The following is a 15,638-nucleotide window of genomic DNA, read 5'->3' as shown; positions in this document are numbered from 1 at the left end:
TTGGATGTCGTCATGCGCCTGTTCGTTTCCTGCCTCGTCCTGTCGGCCGGGCTGCACCTGAGCGCGCCCGCGCACGCCGCGGCGGAGCCGCCCTCGAACGCGGCTGCCGCGCCGCCGGCCGAGTGCCGCGCGGCGCCAGGCGGCCTGGCGGTGTCGCGCCGGGCCTATGCGCAGCGGCTGCACGGCTTTTGGTTGGGCCTGAGCATCGGCAACTGGACCGGCCTCGTGACGGAGATGGACAAGATCGGCGGCCCTGGCCCGGCCGGGCGCTTCTACACGCGTGCCGACTGGGGCAAGCCGGATCAGCCCAGCATCTGGGGGCAGGGCGTTCCCAGTGACCTCTCGCCCACCATCGACTGGGTCGTGCGCCGCCCCGGCGAGGTGTGGGGCTCGGATGACGACAGCGACATCGAGCTCATCTACCTGCACCTGATGCATCAAAGCGGCCAGCCGCTGTTGAGCGCCGAGCAGATCCGCCAGGGCTGGCTGCGCCACATCTACAGCGATGCCGACACGCCGCATCGCACCGCCGACGGCAAGCCCGAGAACTACCTGTGGGTCTCGAACCAGCAGGCCTTCGATCTGATGCAGCAGGGGTGGCTGCCGCCGTTGACCGGCATGCCGCCGCAGAACCCCCACTACGACATGATCGACGCGCAACTCACCACCGAGCTGTTCGGCACCTTGGCGCCGGGCCGCCCCGATGTGGCGGCGCGTTTGGCGGACTTGCCGATTCGCACCACCGCTGCGGCCGAGGCGGCCGACATTGCGCAGTTCTACGTCGCGCTGCATGCCGGCGCTGCGGTGTTGCCGGCCGGCGAGGTGGCGGACGCCGCCCGCTTGCGCACCCGGGTGCTGGCGTTGGCGGATGAGGCGCGCCGCGCACTGCCGTCCAACCAGTACCCGGCCCGCATGTACGACTTCGTGCGTGCGCGCCACCGCGCCGGCCAGCCCTGGGAGCAGGTGCGCGATGCGCTGTACCGGCGCTACCAGGTCGAGCAGCGCGACGGCTATGAAGTCACCCGCCGACGGCTGTATTGCAACGGTTGCTTCGCGGCCGGCATCAATTTCGCGGCCAGCCTGGTGAGCCTGTTCTACGGTGCGGGCGACATGCAGCAGACCCTCAAGATCGCGGTGCTGGCGGGCTGGGATTCGGACAACCCGGCGGCCACCTGGGGCGGGCTGTATGGCTTGATGCTCGGCCCGGCGGCGATCGAGCAGCGCTTCGGCGCGTTGTCGGATCGCTTCAATCTGCACCGCACGCGGCGCGGGTTCCCCAACGACGGGCAATTCCGCCTGCAGACCTTGGCGCAGATGGGCGTGGACGTGATGGACCGTGTGCTCGTCGACCTGCCAGGCGCCGAGCGCAGCGCAGATGGCGACTGCTGGCGTTATCCGATGGCCGGCGCTCCGGTGCCGGCAGCCACTGCAGCGAACTGACGGCCGGGTCCGCATCCCAAGGTGCGGTGGCCGGGTGAGCGTGGGCCTGGTCCCTCCGACAGGAATCGAACCTGTATCTGCCGCTTAGGAGGCGGCCGTTCTATCCATTGAACTACGGAGAGCCTTCACGCACGGGCCGGGTAGCCCGCTGAGGGCGCGGATTCTCGCATGGGCGTTGCGGCGCGCTTCGGTGCAGGTTGCGGCTATCGCTGCCATTGCGAGGCTTGCATTGCTCCGTCATGGGGAGATTCCTAGACTGCCCAGGTCCCCAAAACAGGAGATTCCCCATGTCCTCGACCGAAGCCAAGTGCCCCTTCTCTGGTGCCACGTCTGCCCCCGCGGCACCTGCCCGCACCAACCGCCAGTGGTGGCCCAACCAGCTCAACGTCAACGCGCTGCACCAGCACCCGTCGGCCAGCAACCCCATGGGCCCCGGCTTCGATTACGCCGCCGAGTTCAAGACGCTGGACCTGGACGCCGTCGTCAAGGATCTGCATGCGCTGATGACCGACTCGCAGGACTGGTGGCCGGCCGACTACGGCCACTACGGCCCCTTCTTCATCCGCATGGCCTGGCACGCGGCCGGCACCTACCGCGTTGGCGACGGCCGTGGCGGCGCCGGCACCGGCAGCCAGCGCTTCGCGCCGCTGAACAGCTGGCCCGACAACGGCAACCTCGACAAGGCCCGCCGCCTGCTGTGGCCCATCAAGCAGAAGTACGGCCGCAAGCTCTCCTGGGCGGACCTGTTCATCCTGACCGGCAACGTTGCGCTGGAGTCCATGGGCTTCAAGACCTTCGGCTTCGGCGGCGGCCGCGAGGACATCTACGAGCCTGAGGACATCGACTTCGGCGCCGAGACCCAGTGGCTGGCGCCCAGCACGGCCGAGAACAGCCGCTACAGCGGCGACCGCGAACTCGCTGGCCACCTGGCCGCGGTGCAGATGGGCCTGATCTACGTGAACCCCGAGGGCCCGGACGGCAACCCCGACCCGCTGCTGTCGGCCCGCGATGTGCGCGACACCTTCGCCCGCATGGCCATGAACGACGAGGAAACCGTCGCCCTGGTAGCCGGCGGCCACACCTTCGGCAAGGCGCACGGCGCCGGCCCGGCCAGCCACGTGGGCAAGGAGCCCGAGGCCGCTGACATCACCGAGCAGGGCCTGGGCTGGACGAGCAGCTACGGTAGCGGCAAGGGCAGCCATGCCATCACCAGCGGCCTGGAAGGCGCCTGGAAGCCCAACCCCACGACCTGGGACAACGGCTACTTCGAGACCCTGTTCAAGTACGAGTGGGAGCTGACCAAGAGCCCGGCCGGCGCCCACCAGTGGGTGCCCAAGGGCGGTGCCGGCGCGAACGACGTGGTCGACGCGCACGACCCGACCAAGTTCCACGCGCCCATGATGTCCACCGCCGACCTGGCGCTGCGCATGGACCCGGCCTACGAGAAGATCTCGCGCCGCTTCCTGAACGACCCGGCGGCCTTTGCCGACGCCTTCGCCCGCGCCTGGTTCAAGCTCACGCACCGCGACATGGGCCCCATCGCCCGTTACCTCGGCAAGCTGGTGCCGCAGGAGACGCTGATCTGGCAAGACCCGCTGCCCAAGGCCACGCATGCGCCGGTGGACGCGCAGGACGTTGCCGCACTGAAGGCCCGCCTGCTGGCCTCGGGCCTCACCACCGCGCAGCTGGTGTCCACGGCCTGGGCCTCGGCCTCCACCTACCGCGACAGCGACAAGCGCGGCGGCGCCAACGGCGCGCGCATCCGCCTGGCGCCGCAGAAGGACTGGGCCGTCAACCAGCCGGCCGAGCTCGCCCACGTGCTGGCCACGCTGGAGGCCGTGCAGCGGGACTTCAACGCGTCGGCCACCGGCGGCAAGCAGGTCTCGCTGGCTGACCTCATCGTGCTGGGCGGCAACGCGGCCGTGGAGGCCGCGGCCAAGGCGGCCGGCTTCGACGTGAGCGTGCCCTTCCGCGCCGGCCGCACCGATGCGACGCAGGAGCAGACCGACGTGGCCTCGTTCGCCGTGCTGGAGCCTCAGGCCGACGGCTTCCGCAACTACCTGCGTCCGGGCCTGCCGGCGGCGTCGGCGGCCGAGCGGCTGATCGACAAGGCCCAGCTGCTGGCGCTGTCCGCGCCGCAGATGGCGGTGTTGCTGGCCGGCCTGCGCGTGCTGGGCGCCAACACGGGGGGCAGTGCGCATGGCGTGTTGACGACGCGCCCCGGCGTCCTGAGCAACGACTTCTTCACCCTCCTGCTGGACATGGGTACGACGTGGAAGCAGGCCAGCGGTGAGCCCGGCGTGCTGGAAGGCGTGGACCGCAAGACCGGCGCGCGCCGCTGGACGGCGACCGTCGCCGACCTGGTGTTCGGCTCCAACGCGCAGCTGCGCGCGCTGGCCGAGGTCTATGCCGGCGCCGACGCGCAGCGCAAGTTCGTGGACGACTTCGTGGCGGCGTGGGTGAAGGTGATGGAGGCTGACCGCTTCGACCTGCGCTGACACCGGCACCACACCGGTCATGACGAGGGCACCGCCGCAGGGCGGTGCCTTTTTTTCATGGCCTCAGTTCCAGCGCCACTGCCAGATCAGGTCCAGCGCCGTGTCGTCGCCGCTCTGTGCGCGCAGCGTGAAGCGCTGGGCGATGCGGTAGATGAGCTGCCAGGAACCCGTCGTCGCGTTGAGGCTGCGCTCGTAGCCCACGTACCAGCGCCGCGAGATCTGCTTGCCCAGGCGCACGATGGTGGCGCGGGTGTCGTCGTCGCTCTGCGCCAGCGACAGCTCGTCCAGCCCCAGCTGGCGCAGTGCGCGGCCGGTGGCGCCTTCGCCCTCGCCGCTGAGCAGGGCCATTGCGGCGCGTTGCAGCAGCGCGGTGTCGGTGCGGCCCAGGCCATCGGGCGCGCGGCCCAGCAGCAGCCAGGACAGCTTGTCGGTGTCGCTCATCTCGGGCTCGGAATACAGGCCGATGCGCGGGGCCTGCGCCGTGCCGCCCACTTGCACGCCCACGCGCACATCAAGGTTGGGGCGCACGGCCAGCAGGTCCAGCGCCGGGTTGTCGGGCGCGCCGGTGAAGCTGATGTCGCCGCGCTCGATCTCCAGCTTCTGGCCGTAGGCCGCGTACTGGCCGCCGTCGGCCGCCAGCTTGCCGGTCATGCGCAGCGGGCTGTCGTCCTTCTGCGTGAGTTGCAGCTGGCCGCGCAGCGTGGTCGTCAGGCCGCGGCCGCTGACCTTGAAGTCGCGGCCAAAGTCCAGCGCCAGCGCGATGCGCGAGCCGCGGCGCAGCCGGGGTGACGGCGCGTCGGCCTCGGGGGGCACCGCGTCGCGCGGGCCGCGGCGCACGACGACGTCATCGGCCAGCGTGGGCGCGTCGGCACGGCTGAAGTCGAACAGGCCTTCGTCGGCGCGCAGGCTGCCGTTCAGTTGCAGCGTTTGCTCATCCAGCGCCAGCGTGGCGTTGCCGCTGGCCACGACGCGGCGGTCCACGCGCGACAGCACGCGCAGCTTGTCGGCCACCAGTTCGATGCGCGCCGTGGGCTGGGCGCCCAGCTCGGCGCGGCCGGTGGCGCGCAGCCAGCCGTCGCCAGCGCGGGCCTGCAGCTGCGTGAGCTCGGCGTGCCGGCCGCGCAGGTCCAGCGTGAAGCGGCCCTCGGTGACGTCCACGCCATACAGCAGGTGGCGCAGCGCGATGCCGTCGCCCTCGGCCCGGCCGTGCAGCTCGGGCGCGCCGAGCCGGCCGCCGAGCTGCACCGTCGCGGACGCGCGGCCGGCCACGCGCCAGCCCGGCGGCACCCAGCGGCCCCAGGTGGCCATGTCCGACACATTGGCCTGCAGCACGCCCTGCACGGGCGTGTCGGCGTCGGGCCAGCGGCCGGTGGGGCGCAGCGTCAGTGCGCCGCCCAGGCCGCCCAGCTCCTGGCCGGCCAGGCCCTGGGCCAGCATCCACACGCCGTCGCGCACGTTCAGCGCCAGGCGCAGGTCGCTCAGGCCCAGCGCCCGGGTGCCGAACTCGTCGGTCACGCGCAGGTCGCCGCCCTGGCGCTGCAGCAGCACGTCGGCGCTGAGCGTGTCGGTCAGCAGCAGCGAGGCGTGGCCGGTGATGCGCAGGTCGCCGCCCCAGCCGAAGTCGGGCTGCCAGCGCGCCAGCAGCGGCGCGGCGGCCAGGTCTTCCAGCTGCAGCTCGACGCGGGCCTCGGGGCGCTCGCCGCCTCGCCAGCTCAATTGCTGCCAGCGCACGAAGGCACCGCCCACCTCGGCGCGGCCGGGCTCGGCGCTGAGGTCCCAGCCGCTGTCGGTCAGCGCGGCGCGCAGGCTGATGCCGGCCGCCGCCAGCGTGGCCGGCAGGCCGGGGCGCAGGGGTGCGATGTCCAGCCGCGCCAGGCGGCCGGCCCAGGCCTGGCCGTCCCAGCCGCCCTGGGCCTGCAGCGTGGCGTCCAGCGGGATGTCTTGCTCGGCGCGCGGCAACTGGCCGGCGATCTGCAGTTGGAGCTCGTGCGCGCTGCGCCGGCCCTGCAGCGTGAGCTTCAGCGTGCGCAGCCGCGCTTGCGGGTGGCGCAGCCCGCCGGCCTCCAGCTGCAGCGACAGCGGGGCGTCGCCCGCCGTGCCCGGTGCGGGCAGCGCCCAGCGGGCCTGGGCGTTGTCCAGCACCAGCCCCTGGGCGCTGACGCGCTTGAGCGTCGCCTGGCCGCTGCCGCCGACCTGCCACGTGGTGGCGGCCTTGGCGGGCAGGGACGATGCCGGCCCGCGCTGCAGTTGCAGCTCGCCCTCGCCATCGGCCTGGCCGGCAGCGGGCCCCTGGCCAGCCAGCGCCAGCAGCGGGTTCAGCTCGGCCAGCTTGGGCGCGTTGAGCTGCAGCCGCGCGGTGACGGCGTCCAGCCGCGCCTGGCCGGCGGCCTGGATGCGGTTGCTGCCCAGCCGGGAGTTCAGCTCGAAGGTGGCGGCGTCGGCCGCGCGAGCGCGGGTGAGCTGCAGCCGGCCGTCCAGCGCCAGGCCGGCGAGCTGGCTGGGCAGCAGCGTGGCCTCGGCGCGGCCGGTGGCGTTGTTGGCGCGGTGGCCGCTGAGGTCCAGCGCGAGGTCGGCATTGAGCTGGGTGCTGCCGGGCAGGCGGGCCCAGGCCGAGTCGGGCGCGCCGCGCCACAGCAGGCGTGGGTCGAACTGGCGCAGCTGGGCCTGCAGGCGGGCCGTGGGCAGGCCGGTCTGCGGGGCCTGCAGGCTGCCGCTGGCGCTCAGCAGGCTGGCGCCGCTGGCCAGGCGCAGCTCGTCGACGTCCCAGCGGCTGCCGCCGTCGCGCAGCCGCCCCTGCACGCGGGCCAGCAGGCGCAGCGGGCGCTCGGCCAGCGTGCCGGTGAGGTCCAGCCGTGCCTGCAGCGGCGCCGTGCCGCCGCCGGCCAGTGCGAGCGGCCCGTCCAGCCGGGCCGGCGCGGCGCGGGCGTCCAGCAGCTCGGGGCGCAGCGCCTGGACGCGGGCGTCCAGCTGCCAGCGGCCGTCGGCCTCGCGGCGGCCGTGGCCCTGCACGCGGGCGCCGCCTTCCAGCACGGCGTCCAGCGTGGTCAGGCGCAGGCTGGTGGGTTGGTCCGGCCGGCCGGCCAGCGCCAGCTGCAGGCGGCGCACGGGCAGGGCGCCCTGGTCCCAGCGGCCGGGGGCGGTGTTGCTGAGGTCGGCTTGCAACGTGGCTTCGGCATCGCGGGCCGGGGCGTGCAGGCGGGCCTGGCCGGTGAGGGCGGTGCGCGGCAGGCCGGGGGCGAGCGTGGCCAGCGCGGCGAGGTCGAACTGGCGGGCCTGCAGTTGCAGCGCGCTGACGGGCCAGGGCGCGAACGGGCGCAGCTCGCCGCTGGCCTGCAGCGTCTGGCCGCCAGCCGTCACCTCGGCCTGCAGAGCCAGCTGCGCCAGCGGCCCGCGGGCGCTCGCCACGGCCTGCCAGGGCAGGGCGCTGCCCTCGCGCTGTTGCGCGGACAGTTGCAGCTGCGTTTGCAGCGGCTGGGCGCTGGTCAGCTGCAGCCGGCCCGTGAACTGCACCTGCTGCCAGCTGGCGCTGTTCAGCCGCAGGTCGTGGGTGCCGTGGCGGGGCAGGTCCAGGTCGGCGTTGATGCCGAGCAGGGGCGGCTGGTCGGCCGCCCAGCTGAGGCGGGCGATGGCCAGGCGTGGCAGGCGCAGGCCCAGCGGCAGTGACAGCTCGGCCGGCGCCGTCAGCGGGCCGCTGCTGGGTTGGGTGCGCAGCGTGAGCTCGTCCACCACCAGTTCGCGCGCGGCCAGGCGGCCGTCGCGCAGGCCCAGGCCGGCCCAGCGCAGGCCACGCAGGTCGGCCGTGCCGCCGGCCCAGCTCAGCAGCAGGCGTCGGGCGCGGAAGTCACCCAGCAGCGTGCCCTCGGGCGCCTCCACCTGCACGCCTGGCAGGCGGGCGAGCAGCCAGGCGCTGCCGGCCGGGCGCAGCAGCAGCCAGCCGAGCGCGGCCGTCACCGTGGACAGCGTGACGGCGAGCGCGATCAGCGCGATGCGCAGGGGCCGGTTCACCGCGTGATCTCCACGCTGTTCGACCACGTCGCAGCGTCTAGCTTCATAGGGTGATCCCCACGCTGTTCGACCACGTCGCAGCGTCTAGCTTCATAGGGTGATCCCCACGCTGAAGTGCAGGCGCCACTTGCCGGTTTCCTGCGCGCGCGCGGCGTCGATGCGCAGCGGCCCGACCGGGCTGCGCCAGCGCAGGCCGGCGCCGATGCCGACGACGGGGCGGTAGTCGGCCCAGCGCGAAGCGGCATTGCCGGCGTCCACGAACACGGCGCCCAGCACGCTGGGCAGGCTGGCGGTGAAGGGGCGGGCCAGCTCCAGGCTGGCGGTGGCCAGCACGCGGCCGCCGACGGTCAGGCCGTTCTCGACCGGGCCCAGGCTGCGGTAGGCGTAGCCGCGCACGGACTCGTCGCCGCCTGCCAGGAAGCGCAGCTTCTCGGGCACGCCGACCTGCTCGCGGGCAATGACCTGGGCCAGCTCGGCGCGCGCCGTGCCGAACCAGCCGCCCAGCGGGCGGTAGTAGCCCAGCTTGAGTTGCAGCCGGCCGAAGGGACCGCTGTCGTCGCTGCCGCCGCCGCGCACATGGCCGGCACCGAGCAGCAGCAGGCCCTGGTGGCCGTCGGTGGGCAGCAGCGTGCTGTCCAGGCGGCGGCGCACCCACTGCTGGTTCAGCGACAGCGCGAGGTTGGTGTTGACCTGGCTGCCGGTGGTCTCGCGGGCGCGCAGCAGCTCGACATAGGTCAGCCGTTCGTCCTGCGGCGCCTCGTACAGCCGGCCCAGCCGCACGCCGAGGTTCTGCGCGATGGTGTCGCTGCTGCGGTCCTGCTCGAACTGCAGCGACATCAGGTTGCGCTTCAGGTCGGGTTGCGGGTGCGAGCTGAGCTCCAGCTCCACGCCATGCACGTCACGGCTGAGCTGCAGCTTGGAGCGCGCGCGCACCGACTGGCCGAAGGGGCGGCGGTGCAGGTGCTCGATGCTGAGGCTCTGGCCGTCGTTGGCGTGGTAGCCGACGGCGACGGTGGCCTGCTGCAGCGCGGACTCGGTCAGCGTGACGCGCACGGGGCTGCTGCCGTCGGCGTCCACCACCTCGGACTGCAGCTGCACGCGCACGGCGTCGAACAGCTGGGTCTTGACCAGGCGCTCCTGGAAGTCGGCCAGCGCCTGCTCGGTGTAGGGAGCGCCCCGCTCAAAGCCGGTCAGGCGCTCGACGGTCTGGCGGGCCTGGCGCTGCAGGCCTTCGATGCGCAGCTCGCCCAGCCGGGCGCGGTGGCCGCTGGCCATCACCAGGCGCAGCTCGGCGGTGTGGCTGTCAGTGTCTACCTGCGCGGCGGTCTCGGCCCAGCGCGCCAGCGGGTAGCCGCCCTGGCGGGCGCGCAGCAGCAGCTCGCTCTTGGCCGACGCCCAGGGCGATTGCGTGAACGGCACGCCCTCGCCCAGCGGCCAGGCGCTGCGCAGCGCGTCGCGCAGGGCCTGCGCGTCATCGTGGCCCAGCGCCTCAGTGAACAGTAATTCGACCCGGGCCACCCGCGTCACCGGCCCGGGCTTGACGAGCAGCCGCAGTCGCGAGGCGTCGTCCGCGGCGCGGCTGACCGTGGCGCTGGCGTTGAAGTGGCCCTCGGTCTCCAGCAGGGTCTGGGCCTGGGCGGGCGCGGCCGCGGCCAGCCGAGCCAGCTCGCCACGGCTGAGTGCGGCCTCGCTGGCGCGGTAGCGGGCCAGGTCCAGGTGCTGCTGCAGCAGCTTGCGCAGGCGGTCGTCGCGGTAGTCGCCGTCGACCTCGATGTCCAGGCTGTAGACGGCTGGTGCCTCGGCAGCGGGCGGGGACGGGGCAGCGGGCGGGGCGGGGGGCGACGCGTTGGGCGCCGGGGCCGTCGCACAGCCGCTCAGTACCGCCACGAGCAGCAGGCCGACGAGCAGTCGCGTCATTTGCTGAGCAATCGCATCGCGCCTTCAAGGCCGGAGAGGCTGAGCGGGAACATGCGCTGCTGCATCAGCTGCTGGATCAGCGCGATGCTCTGGCGGTACTGCCAGACGCCCTGCGGCTCGGGGTTGATCCAGGCGTACTTGGGGAAGGCGTGCGTGAGCCGCTGCAGCCATTCGGCACCGGTCTCGTCGTTGTTGTATTCGACGCTGCCGCCGGGCTGCAGGATCTCGTAGGGGCTCATCGTCGCGTCGCCGACGAAGATGAGCTTGTAGTCGCGGTTGTACTTGCGGATCAGCTCGAAGGTGTCGAGCTTCTCGGCGAAGCGGCGCCGGTTGTTCTTCCAGACGAAGTCGTAGACGCAGTTGTGGAAGTAATAGAACTCCAGGTGCTTGAACTCGCTCTTGGCGGCGCTGAAGAGTTCTTCCACGCGGTGCACGTGCTCGTCCATCGTGCCGCCCACGTCCATCAGCAGCAGCACCTTGACCTTGTTGTGGCGCTCGGGCTGCATCTTGATGTCCAGCATGCCGGCGTTGGCGGCCGTGCCGTGGATGGTGCCGTCCAGGTCCAGCTCCAGGTCCGACCCCTCGCGGGCGAAGCGGCGCAGCCGGCGCAGCGCGACCTTGATGTTGCGGGTGCCCAGCTCCAGCGAATCGTCGTAGTCGCGGTAGGCGCGCTGCTCCCAGACCTTGACGGCGCTCTTGTTGCCGCCTGCGCCGCCGATGCGCACGCCCTGCGGGTTGTAGCCGCCGTTGCCGAAGGGGCTGGTGCCGCCGGTGCCTATCCAGCGGTTGCCGCCCTCATGGCGCTCCTTCTGCTCCTCGAAGCGCTTCTTCAGCGTCTCCATCAGCTCATCCCAGCCCATCTTCTCGATGGCGGCCTTCTGCTCGGGCGTCAGGTTGAGTTCGAGGTTCTTCTTCAGCCACTCCAGCGGCACCTCGGCCGTGAAGTCGGTCAGCATCTCCACGCCCTTGAAGTAGGCGGCGAAGGCGCGGTCGAACTTGTCGTACTGGGTCTCGTCCTTGACGAGGCTGGCGCGGGCCAGGTGGTAGAAGTCGTCGATGCGTGCGACGCCGCCGTCCTCGGGCGACGCGATCACGCCAGCGCGCAGCGCCTCCAGAAGCGTCAGGTACTCCGGAACGGTGACCTTGAGCTTGGCGGCGCGCAGCGTGTAGAAGAACTGGATCAGCATGGCCCGCCGATTATGCGGAGTCGGGCCATGCGCCGTTGTCAGCGGGTGTTGCGGCGGCGCGCGCGCAGGCCGACGGCGGCCAGGCCGGCCAACATCAGCGCGTAGGCGGAGGGTTCCGGCACGGGCGTGCTGACGACGACGACCTGGTTCAGGTTGGGCGTGGTCGAGGCGACGGCCCAGCCCTCGGTGCGCATGTCCAGCCAGTCGTTGACGCCGAACAGGTTGCGGGTGCCGTTGGTGGTGGGGTACATGTTGTCGCCCGGCACGGTGCCCTCGTGCACCAGGCCGAACAGATGACCCATCTCGTGCATGGCGACGGTGGCGAAGTCCAGCGTGCCTGCCACGGTCTCGGTGCTGCGGATGTCACTGTCGTAGTACCAGTTGACGCCGTTGTCGAACAGCATCTGGCCGCCCCAGCCCGAGAAGAAGCCGTTGTCACTCGAGTTGACGCGGTTGGGATTGGCCGTGCCGACGTAGGCCAGGCCGATGGTGCTGTCGCGCAGGTCGACGGCACCGACGTAGAACACCAGCGTGTTGGCGGCGATGTTGCGGTTGGTGACCGACAGCGCGGTGCCAGCGTAGCCGTCCATCAGCCCGGTGCTGAAGTCGACGCTGGTGAGCGCCGCCAGCGAGGTGGTCAGGTTGTTCTCGAAGATGGACGCGACCTGGTTCAGCGTCTCGCGCTTGGCGGCGGTGAAGAAGCCGGTTGTGTCCAGGCTGTAATCGAAAACGATGTCCAGGGCCTGTGCGGCGGGGGCGGCGCTGACCAGCGCGGCGGCGAGGGTGGCAGCCAGGGTGTGACGGATCTTCATCGGCGTGTCTCGTTGTGATGGCCGCAGGGCGGAACCCGCCGATTGTGTCGGCGCGCGCCCGTGCGCACCGGCCGCGCGCCACCCGCAACCTGGGGGGGTCAGCTTCGCGTCTGGCCAGTGTGCTGTGCGAGCCACGCGAAGAATTCGCCGTACCAGAGCCGGCTGTTGCGCGGTTTCAGGATCCAGTGGTTCTCGTCCGGGAACCACACCAGCCGCGCCGGCACGCCCAGCGACTTCAGCGTGTTGTAGTAGGCCAGGCCCTGAGCGTCGGGCACGCGGTAGTCCAGCGCGCCGTGGATGACCAGCGTGGGCGTCTTGAAGTGCTTGGCGAATGCGTGTGGGCTCTGCGCGGCGACGCGGGCCGGGTCGTCCCAGTACGCGGCGCCCAGTTCCTTGCGGTGCCAGGCGTAGGCGTCGTCCGCGTACATGGCCTGCCAGTCGTAGCAGCCGGCATGGCAGATGTAGGCCTGGTAGCGGCCGGGCGCCACATGGCCGTTCATCCACGCCACCATGTAGCCGCCGTAGCTGCCGCCGGTGGCGACGATGCGCTTCTTGTCCACCCAGCGCTGGCGCAGCAGCCAGTCGGTGCCAGCCTCGATGTCCTGCAGTTCGTACTCGCCCCAGTGGCCGGTGATGCTGTCCAGGAACTCATGGCCGAAGCTGGAGGAGCCGTGGTAGTTGACGCTCGCGACCACGTAGCCTTGGGCGGCGAAGGCCTGGTGATTCCAGCGCCAATGCCAGCTGTCGCCGAAGGCGGTGTGCGGGCCGCCATGGATGACGTGCATGACAGGCCACTTCTTCTTCGCGTCGAAGCCGGGCGGGTAGGTCAGCCACATCTGAACGGCGTCGCCGCGCGCGCCGGTAAGGCTGACTTCCTCTTGGCGGCCGAAGCGGTGCGCAGCCAGCCGGTCCTCGTTCAGGTGCTCGATGCGCTGCGCGCGGCCGTCTTCATCGAGCACCGACAACTGTGGCGGGAACGCCATGCCGTCATGGTTCACCACCGTGAGGCCACCGGCCTGCGCGAAGGCGCCGACATGCCCGCCCTCGAACACGCACTCGGCGCAACGATCACCCAGCGCGAAGCGCCACAGGTGGCGGCGCCCGCGCGCTTCGGCCGTGAACAGCACGGCCTGGTCGTCCTCGGTCCACTGCAGCGGCGCGGTGACCTCGTGGTCCCAGTCCTCGCTGAACACGGCCCAGTGGCCGCGCTGGTCCAGCACGGCCAGGCGGTCGGGTTGGTTGTGGCCCCGCGCCTGGTGGCTGGCCAGGAAGGCGAGGTGGGCGCCGGACTGGCTGTAGCGCGGCGCGCCGAAGTCCCAGTCGGCGTCCTGCAGCAGCGTTTGCACGGCGCGCGTCTTGACGTCGATCTCGGCGAGCGCCTGGCGGCCGTCCAGCCGCTTCTCGGCGCTGGGGTCGAAGGCGAAGGCGATGCGCCGGCCGTCGGGCGAGATATCGAAACAGGTGGCCTCGGGCTCGGCCCGCTCCAGTTCCCAGGCGCTGCCCTCGAACAGGTCACGGACCTTGCCGGTGGCCACGTCCATCACATGCAGGTGCGGCACGCGGCCCTGCGGGATGTGGTGGTCCCAGAAGCGGTAGAGCGTTTCGTCGGTGACGTAGGCCGTCTCCTTGCGGGCCTTGAACTCGCGCAGCGCGTCCGCCTGCGCGGCGGCCTTGCGGTCGGGCCACACCCAGGACACGAAGGCAATGCGCCGGCCGTCCGGAAACCAGCGGAAGGCACCCACGCCGGTGGCCACCTGGCCCACGCGGCGCGCCTCGCCACCGTCGGGCGGGATGACGTAGAGCTGGGCCTCGTCGTCCTTCACGCCGCCCTGCTCGCGCTTGGCGGTGAAGGCGATCAGGTCGCCCTGCGGGCTCCACAGCGGCTGGCCGTCCTTGTCGCCCGCTTCGGTCAGCCGGCGCGGTTCGCCGCCCAGCGTGGAGAACAGCCACAGGCTGGCCTGCGCGCGGTTGGCCTGCATGTCGTGGCGCGTGACGGCAGCTACGGCCTGCGCGCCGTCGGGGCTGAGGCTGGGGGCGCCGAGGCGGTCCAGCGCCCAGAGGGCATCGACATCGAAGACGGGGGCGGCGTTGCGGGTCATGGTCGGGGGCGGGTGAGTTGCCAATGCAGATGGGCCTTGACCTCGGGCCATTCGCCGGCGGTCAGGCTGTACATCACGGTGTCGCGCACCGTGCCGTCACGGCGCAGCGCGTGGTGGCGGATCACGCCGTCACGCCGCGCGCCCAGGCGCTCGATGGCGCGCTGCGAGGCGTGGTTGAAGTTGTCGGTGCGCCAGCCGACGAGCTGGGCGCCCAAGGTCTCGAACGCATGCGTCAGCAGCAGCAGCTTGGCCGTGGTGTTGACCGCGCTGCGCTGCACGCGCTGGGCATACCAGGTGTAGCCGATCTCCAGCCGCGCGATGGCCGGCACGATGTCGTGATAGCTGGTGGAGCCCAGCACCTCGCTGCTGCGGGCATCCAGTACCGCAAAGGGCAGGCGGTGCCCGGCGGCCTGGCCGGCGAGGGCGGTGTCGATGTAGGCGGCTGTCTCGTCCGGCGCCGGGACGCTGGTGAAGCGCAGGTTCCAGAGCTCGCCGTCGGCCGCGGCTGCCTGCAGGCCGGGCGCGTGCGCTGCGGTCAGCGGCACCAGCCGGATTGGCCCGGCCGCCAGCTCAACCGGCAGGACGGGCCTCAAGACGGGTCTCGCAGCATCATGCGTCGCGCGGCCCAGCGGCCCACGCCGCAGCCGGCCACGATCAGCAGCAGGCCCAGCAGCTGCTGTGCGTTCCAGTCGGTGCTGGCGACGAAGTCGATGCCGAACTGCCGGCCCAGGCCCCAGCCAGCCAGCGCGCCGCCCACAAAGCCGACGGCATCCGCCAGCGCCTCGCGCATCGCGCGGTTGAAGTCTTGGGCCATCTCAGCGGTTGTTGCGTTGCATGAATACGAGCTTCTCGAACAGCGTCAGGTCTTGCTCGTTCTTGAGCAATGCCCCGACCAGCGGCGGGATGCTGACCTTCTCGTCCTGAGCCTGCAGCGCCTGCACGGGCACGTCCTCGGCCACCAGCAGCTTGAGCCAGTCGATGAGCTCCGAGGTGCTGGGCTTCTTCTTGAGGCCCGGCAGGTTGCGCACGTCGTAGAAGTTCTTCAGCGCCGCAGCCAGCAGATCCTTCTTGAGCGTGGGGAAGTGGACGTTGACGATCTTGGCCATCGTCTCGGCGTCCGGGAACTTGATGTAGTGGAAAAAGCAGCGGCGCAGGAAGGCGTCCGGCAGCTCCTTCTCGTTGTTGGACGTGATGAACACCAGCGGGCGGTGCCTGGCCTTCACGAGCTGGCGTGTCTCGTAGACGTAGAACTCCATGCGGTCGATCTCGCGCAGCAGGTCGTTCGGGAACTCGATGTCGGCCTTGTCGATCTCGTCGATGAGCAGCACCACGGGCTGGTCCGCCTCGAAGGCCTGCCACAGCACGCCCTTGACGATGTAGTTCTCGATCTGGCGCACGCGCTCGCTGCCCTCGATGCCAGCGAGCTGGCTGTCGCGCAGCCGGCTGACGGCGTCGTACTCGTACAGACCCTGCTGGGCCTTGGTGGTGCTCTTGATGTGCCACTGGAGCAGCGGCATGCCGAGGGCGGCGGCCACCTCCTCGGCCAGCATGGTCTTGCCCGTGCCGGGCTCGCCCTTGATGAGCAACGGGCGCTGCAGCGTGGCGGCCGCGTTGACCGCCAGCATCAGGTCGGCGGTGGCCACATATTGGTCGGAACCTTGGAATTTCATGGGGAAAACC

General features: G+C 71.4%; 10 protein-coding genes and 1 tRNA gene. 2 read left to right on the top strand and 9 right to left on the bottom strand.

Features of this window, described 5'->3' with window-relative positions:
• The first annotated feature begins 12 nt into the window (after positions 1–12).
• Positions 13–1,440 (top strand): ADP-ribosylglycohydrolase family protein, encoded by a 1,428-nt coding sequence (locus NYO99_RS15940; protein WP_268168235.1) that lies wholly within the window; start codon positions 13–15, stop codon positions 1,438–1,440.
• Positions 1,441–1,487: 47 nt separating this feature from the next.
• On the opposite strand, the gene NYO99_RS15935 is transcribed toward NYO99_RS15940, so the two are convergent.
• Positions 1,488–1,562: transfer RNA gene (locus tag NYO99_RS15935), tRNA-Arg, on the bottom strand.
• 165 nt (positions 1,563–1,727) lie between these two features.
• Between NYO99_RS15935 and katG the strand changes: the two genes are divergently transcribed.
• Positions 1,728–3,938, top strand: a complete 2,211-nt coding sequence (gene katG / locus NYO99_RS15930; RefSeq protein ID WP_268168234.1) for a catalase/peroxidase HPI — start codon at positions 1,728–1,730, stop codon at positions 3,936–3,938.
• Between the two features lie 63 nt (positions 3,939–4,001).
• On the opposite strand, the gene NYO99_RS15925 is transcribed toward katG, so the two are convergent.
• The 8 genes from NYO99_RS15925 to NYO99_RS15890 all read right to left on the bottom strand — a co-directional run bounded on the left by NYO99_RS15925 (position 4,002) and on the right by NYO99_RS15890 (position 15,628).
• Entirely contained in the window at positions 4,002–7,943 is a 3,942-nt protein-coding gene (locus NYO99_RS15925; protein WP_268168232.1) for a translocation/assembly module TamB domain-containing protein, read from the bottom strand.
• 90 nt (positions 7,944–8,033) lie between these two features.
• On the bottom strand, positions 8,034–9,860 hold the full coding sequence (locus NYO99_RS15920; RefSeq protein WP_268168231.1) for an autotransporter assembly complex protein TamA: 1,827 nt from the start codon (positions 9,858–9,860) through the stop codon (positions 8,034–8,036).
• Complete coding sequence (locus NYO99_RS15915) at positions 9,857–11,047, bottom strand: vWA domain-containing protein (protein ID WP_268168230.1); 1,191 nt, start codon at positions 11,045–11,047, stop codon at positions 9,857–9,859. Before NYO99_RS15915 ends, NYO99_RS15920 begins: the two co-directional genes overlap by 4 nt.
• Positions 11,048–11,085: 38 nt before the next feature.
• On the bottom strand, positions 11,086–11,859 hold the full coding sequence (locus NYO99_RS15910) for a M12 family metallo-peptidase (RefSeq protein WP_268168229.1): 774 nt from the start codon (positions 11,857–11,859) through the stop codon (positions 11,086–11,088).
• A 98-nt stretch (positions 11,860–11,957) separates the two neighbouring features.
• On the bottom strand, positions 11,958–13,958 hold the full coding sequence (locus tag NYO99_RS15905; RefSeq protein ID WP_268168228.1) for a S9 family peptidase: 2,001 nt from the start codon (positions 13,956–13,958) through the stop codon (positions 11,958–11,960).
• On the bottom strand, positions 13,955–14,551 hold the full coding sequence (locus tag NYO99_RS15900) for a GNAT family N-acetyltransferase (protein WP_268168227.1): 597 nt from the start codon (positions 14,549–14,551) through the stop codon (positions 13,955–13,957). The genes NYO99_RS15905 and NYO99_RS15900 overlap by 4 nt, the downstream gene beginning before the upstream one ends.
• The gene (locus tag NYO99_RS15895; protein WP_268168226.1) at positions 14,548–14,772 is read right to left on the bottom strand and encodes a hypothetical protein; all 225 of its coding nucleotides are present in this window, start codon (positions 14,770–14,772) and stop codon (positions 14,548–14,550) included. The genes NYO99_RS15900 and NYO99_RS15895 overlap by 4 nt, the downstream gene beginning before the upstream one ends.
• Position 14,773: 1 nt before the next feature.
• On the bottom strand, positions 14,774–15,628 hold the full coding sequence (locus NYO99_RS15890; protein ID WP_268168225.1) for an AAA family ATPase: 855 nt from the start codon (positions 15,626–15,628) through the stop codon (positions 14,774–14,776).
• Positions 15,629–15,638 lie beyond the last annotated feature (10 nt).

This window comes from Roseateles hydrophilus (assembly GCF_026712245.1).
GTDB classification, from domain to species: domain Bacteria; phylum Pseudomonadota; class Gammaproteobacteria; order Burkholderiales; family Burkholderiaceae_C; genus Pelomonas; species Pelomonas hydrophilus.
The sequence above is the reverse complement of the archived record's forward strand: the minus strand, read 5'-3'. Positions and strand labels throughout refer to the sequence as shown.

Excerpts from the sequence above, each read along its gene's own strand:
- NYO99_RS15940 (WP_268168235.1), top strand. The coding sequence starts at position 13 with ATGCGCCTGTTCGTTTCCTGCCTCGTCCTGTCGGCCGGGCTGCACCTG.
- katG (WP_268168234.1), top strand. The coding sequence starts at position 1,728 with ATGTCCTCGACCGAAGCCAAGTGCCCCTTCTCTGGTGCCACGTCTGCC.
- NYO99_RS15920 (WP_268168231.1), bottom strand. The coding sequence starts at position 9,860 with ATGACGCGACTGCTCGTCGGCCTGCTGCTCGTGGCGGTACTGAGCGGC.
- NYO99_RS15915 (WP_268168230.1), bottom strand. The coding sequence starts at position 11,047 with ATGCTGATCCAGTTCTTCTACACGCTGCGCGCCGCCAAGCTCAAGGTC.
- NYO99_RS15910 (WP_268168229.1), bottom strand. The coding sequence starts at position 11,859 with ATGAAGATCCGTCACACCCTGGCTGCCACCCTCGCCGCCGCGCTGGTC.
- NYO99_RS15905 (WP_268168228.1), bottom strand. The coding sequence starts at position 13,958 with ATGACCCGCAACGCCGCCCCCGTCTTCGATGTCGATGCCCTCTGGGCG.
- NYO99_RS15895 (WP_268168226.1), bottom strand. The coding sequence starts at position 14,772 with ATGGCCCAAGACTTCAACCGCGCGATGCGCGAGGCGCTGGCGGATGCC.
- NYO99_RS15890 (WP_268168225.1), bottom strand. The coding sequence starts at position 15,628 with ATGAAATTCCAAGGTTCCGACCAATATGTGGCCACCGCCGACCTGATG.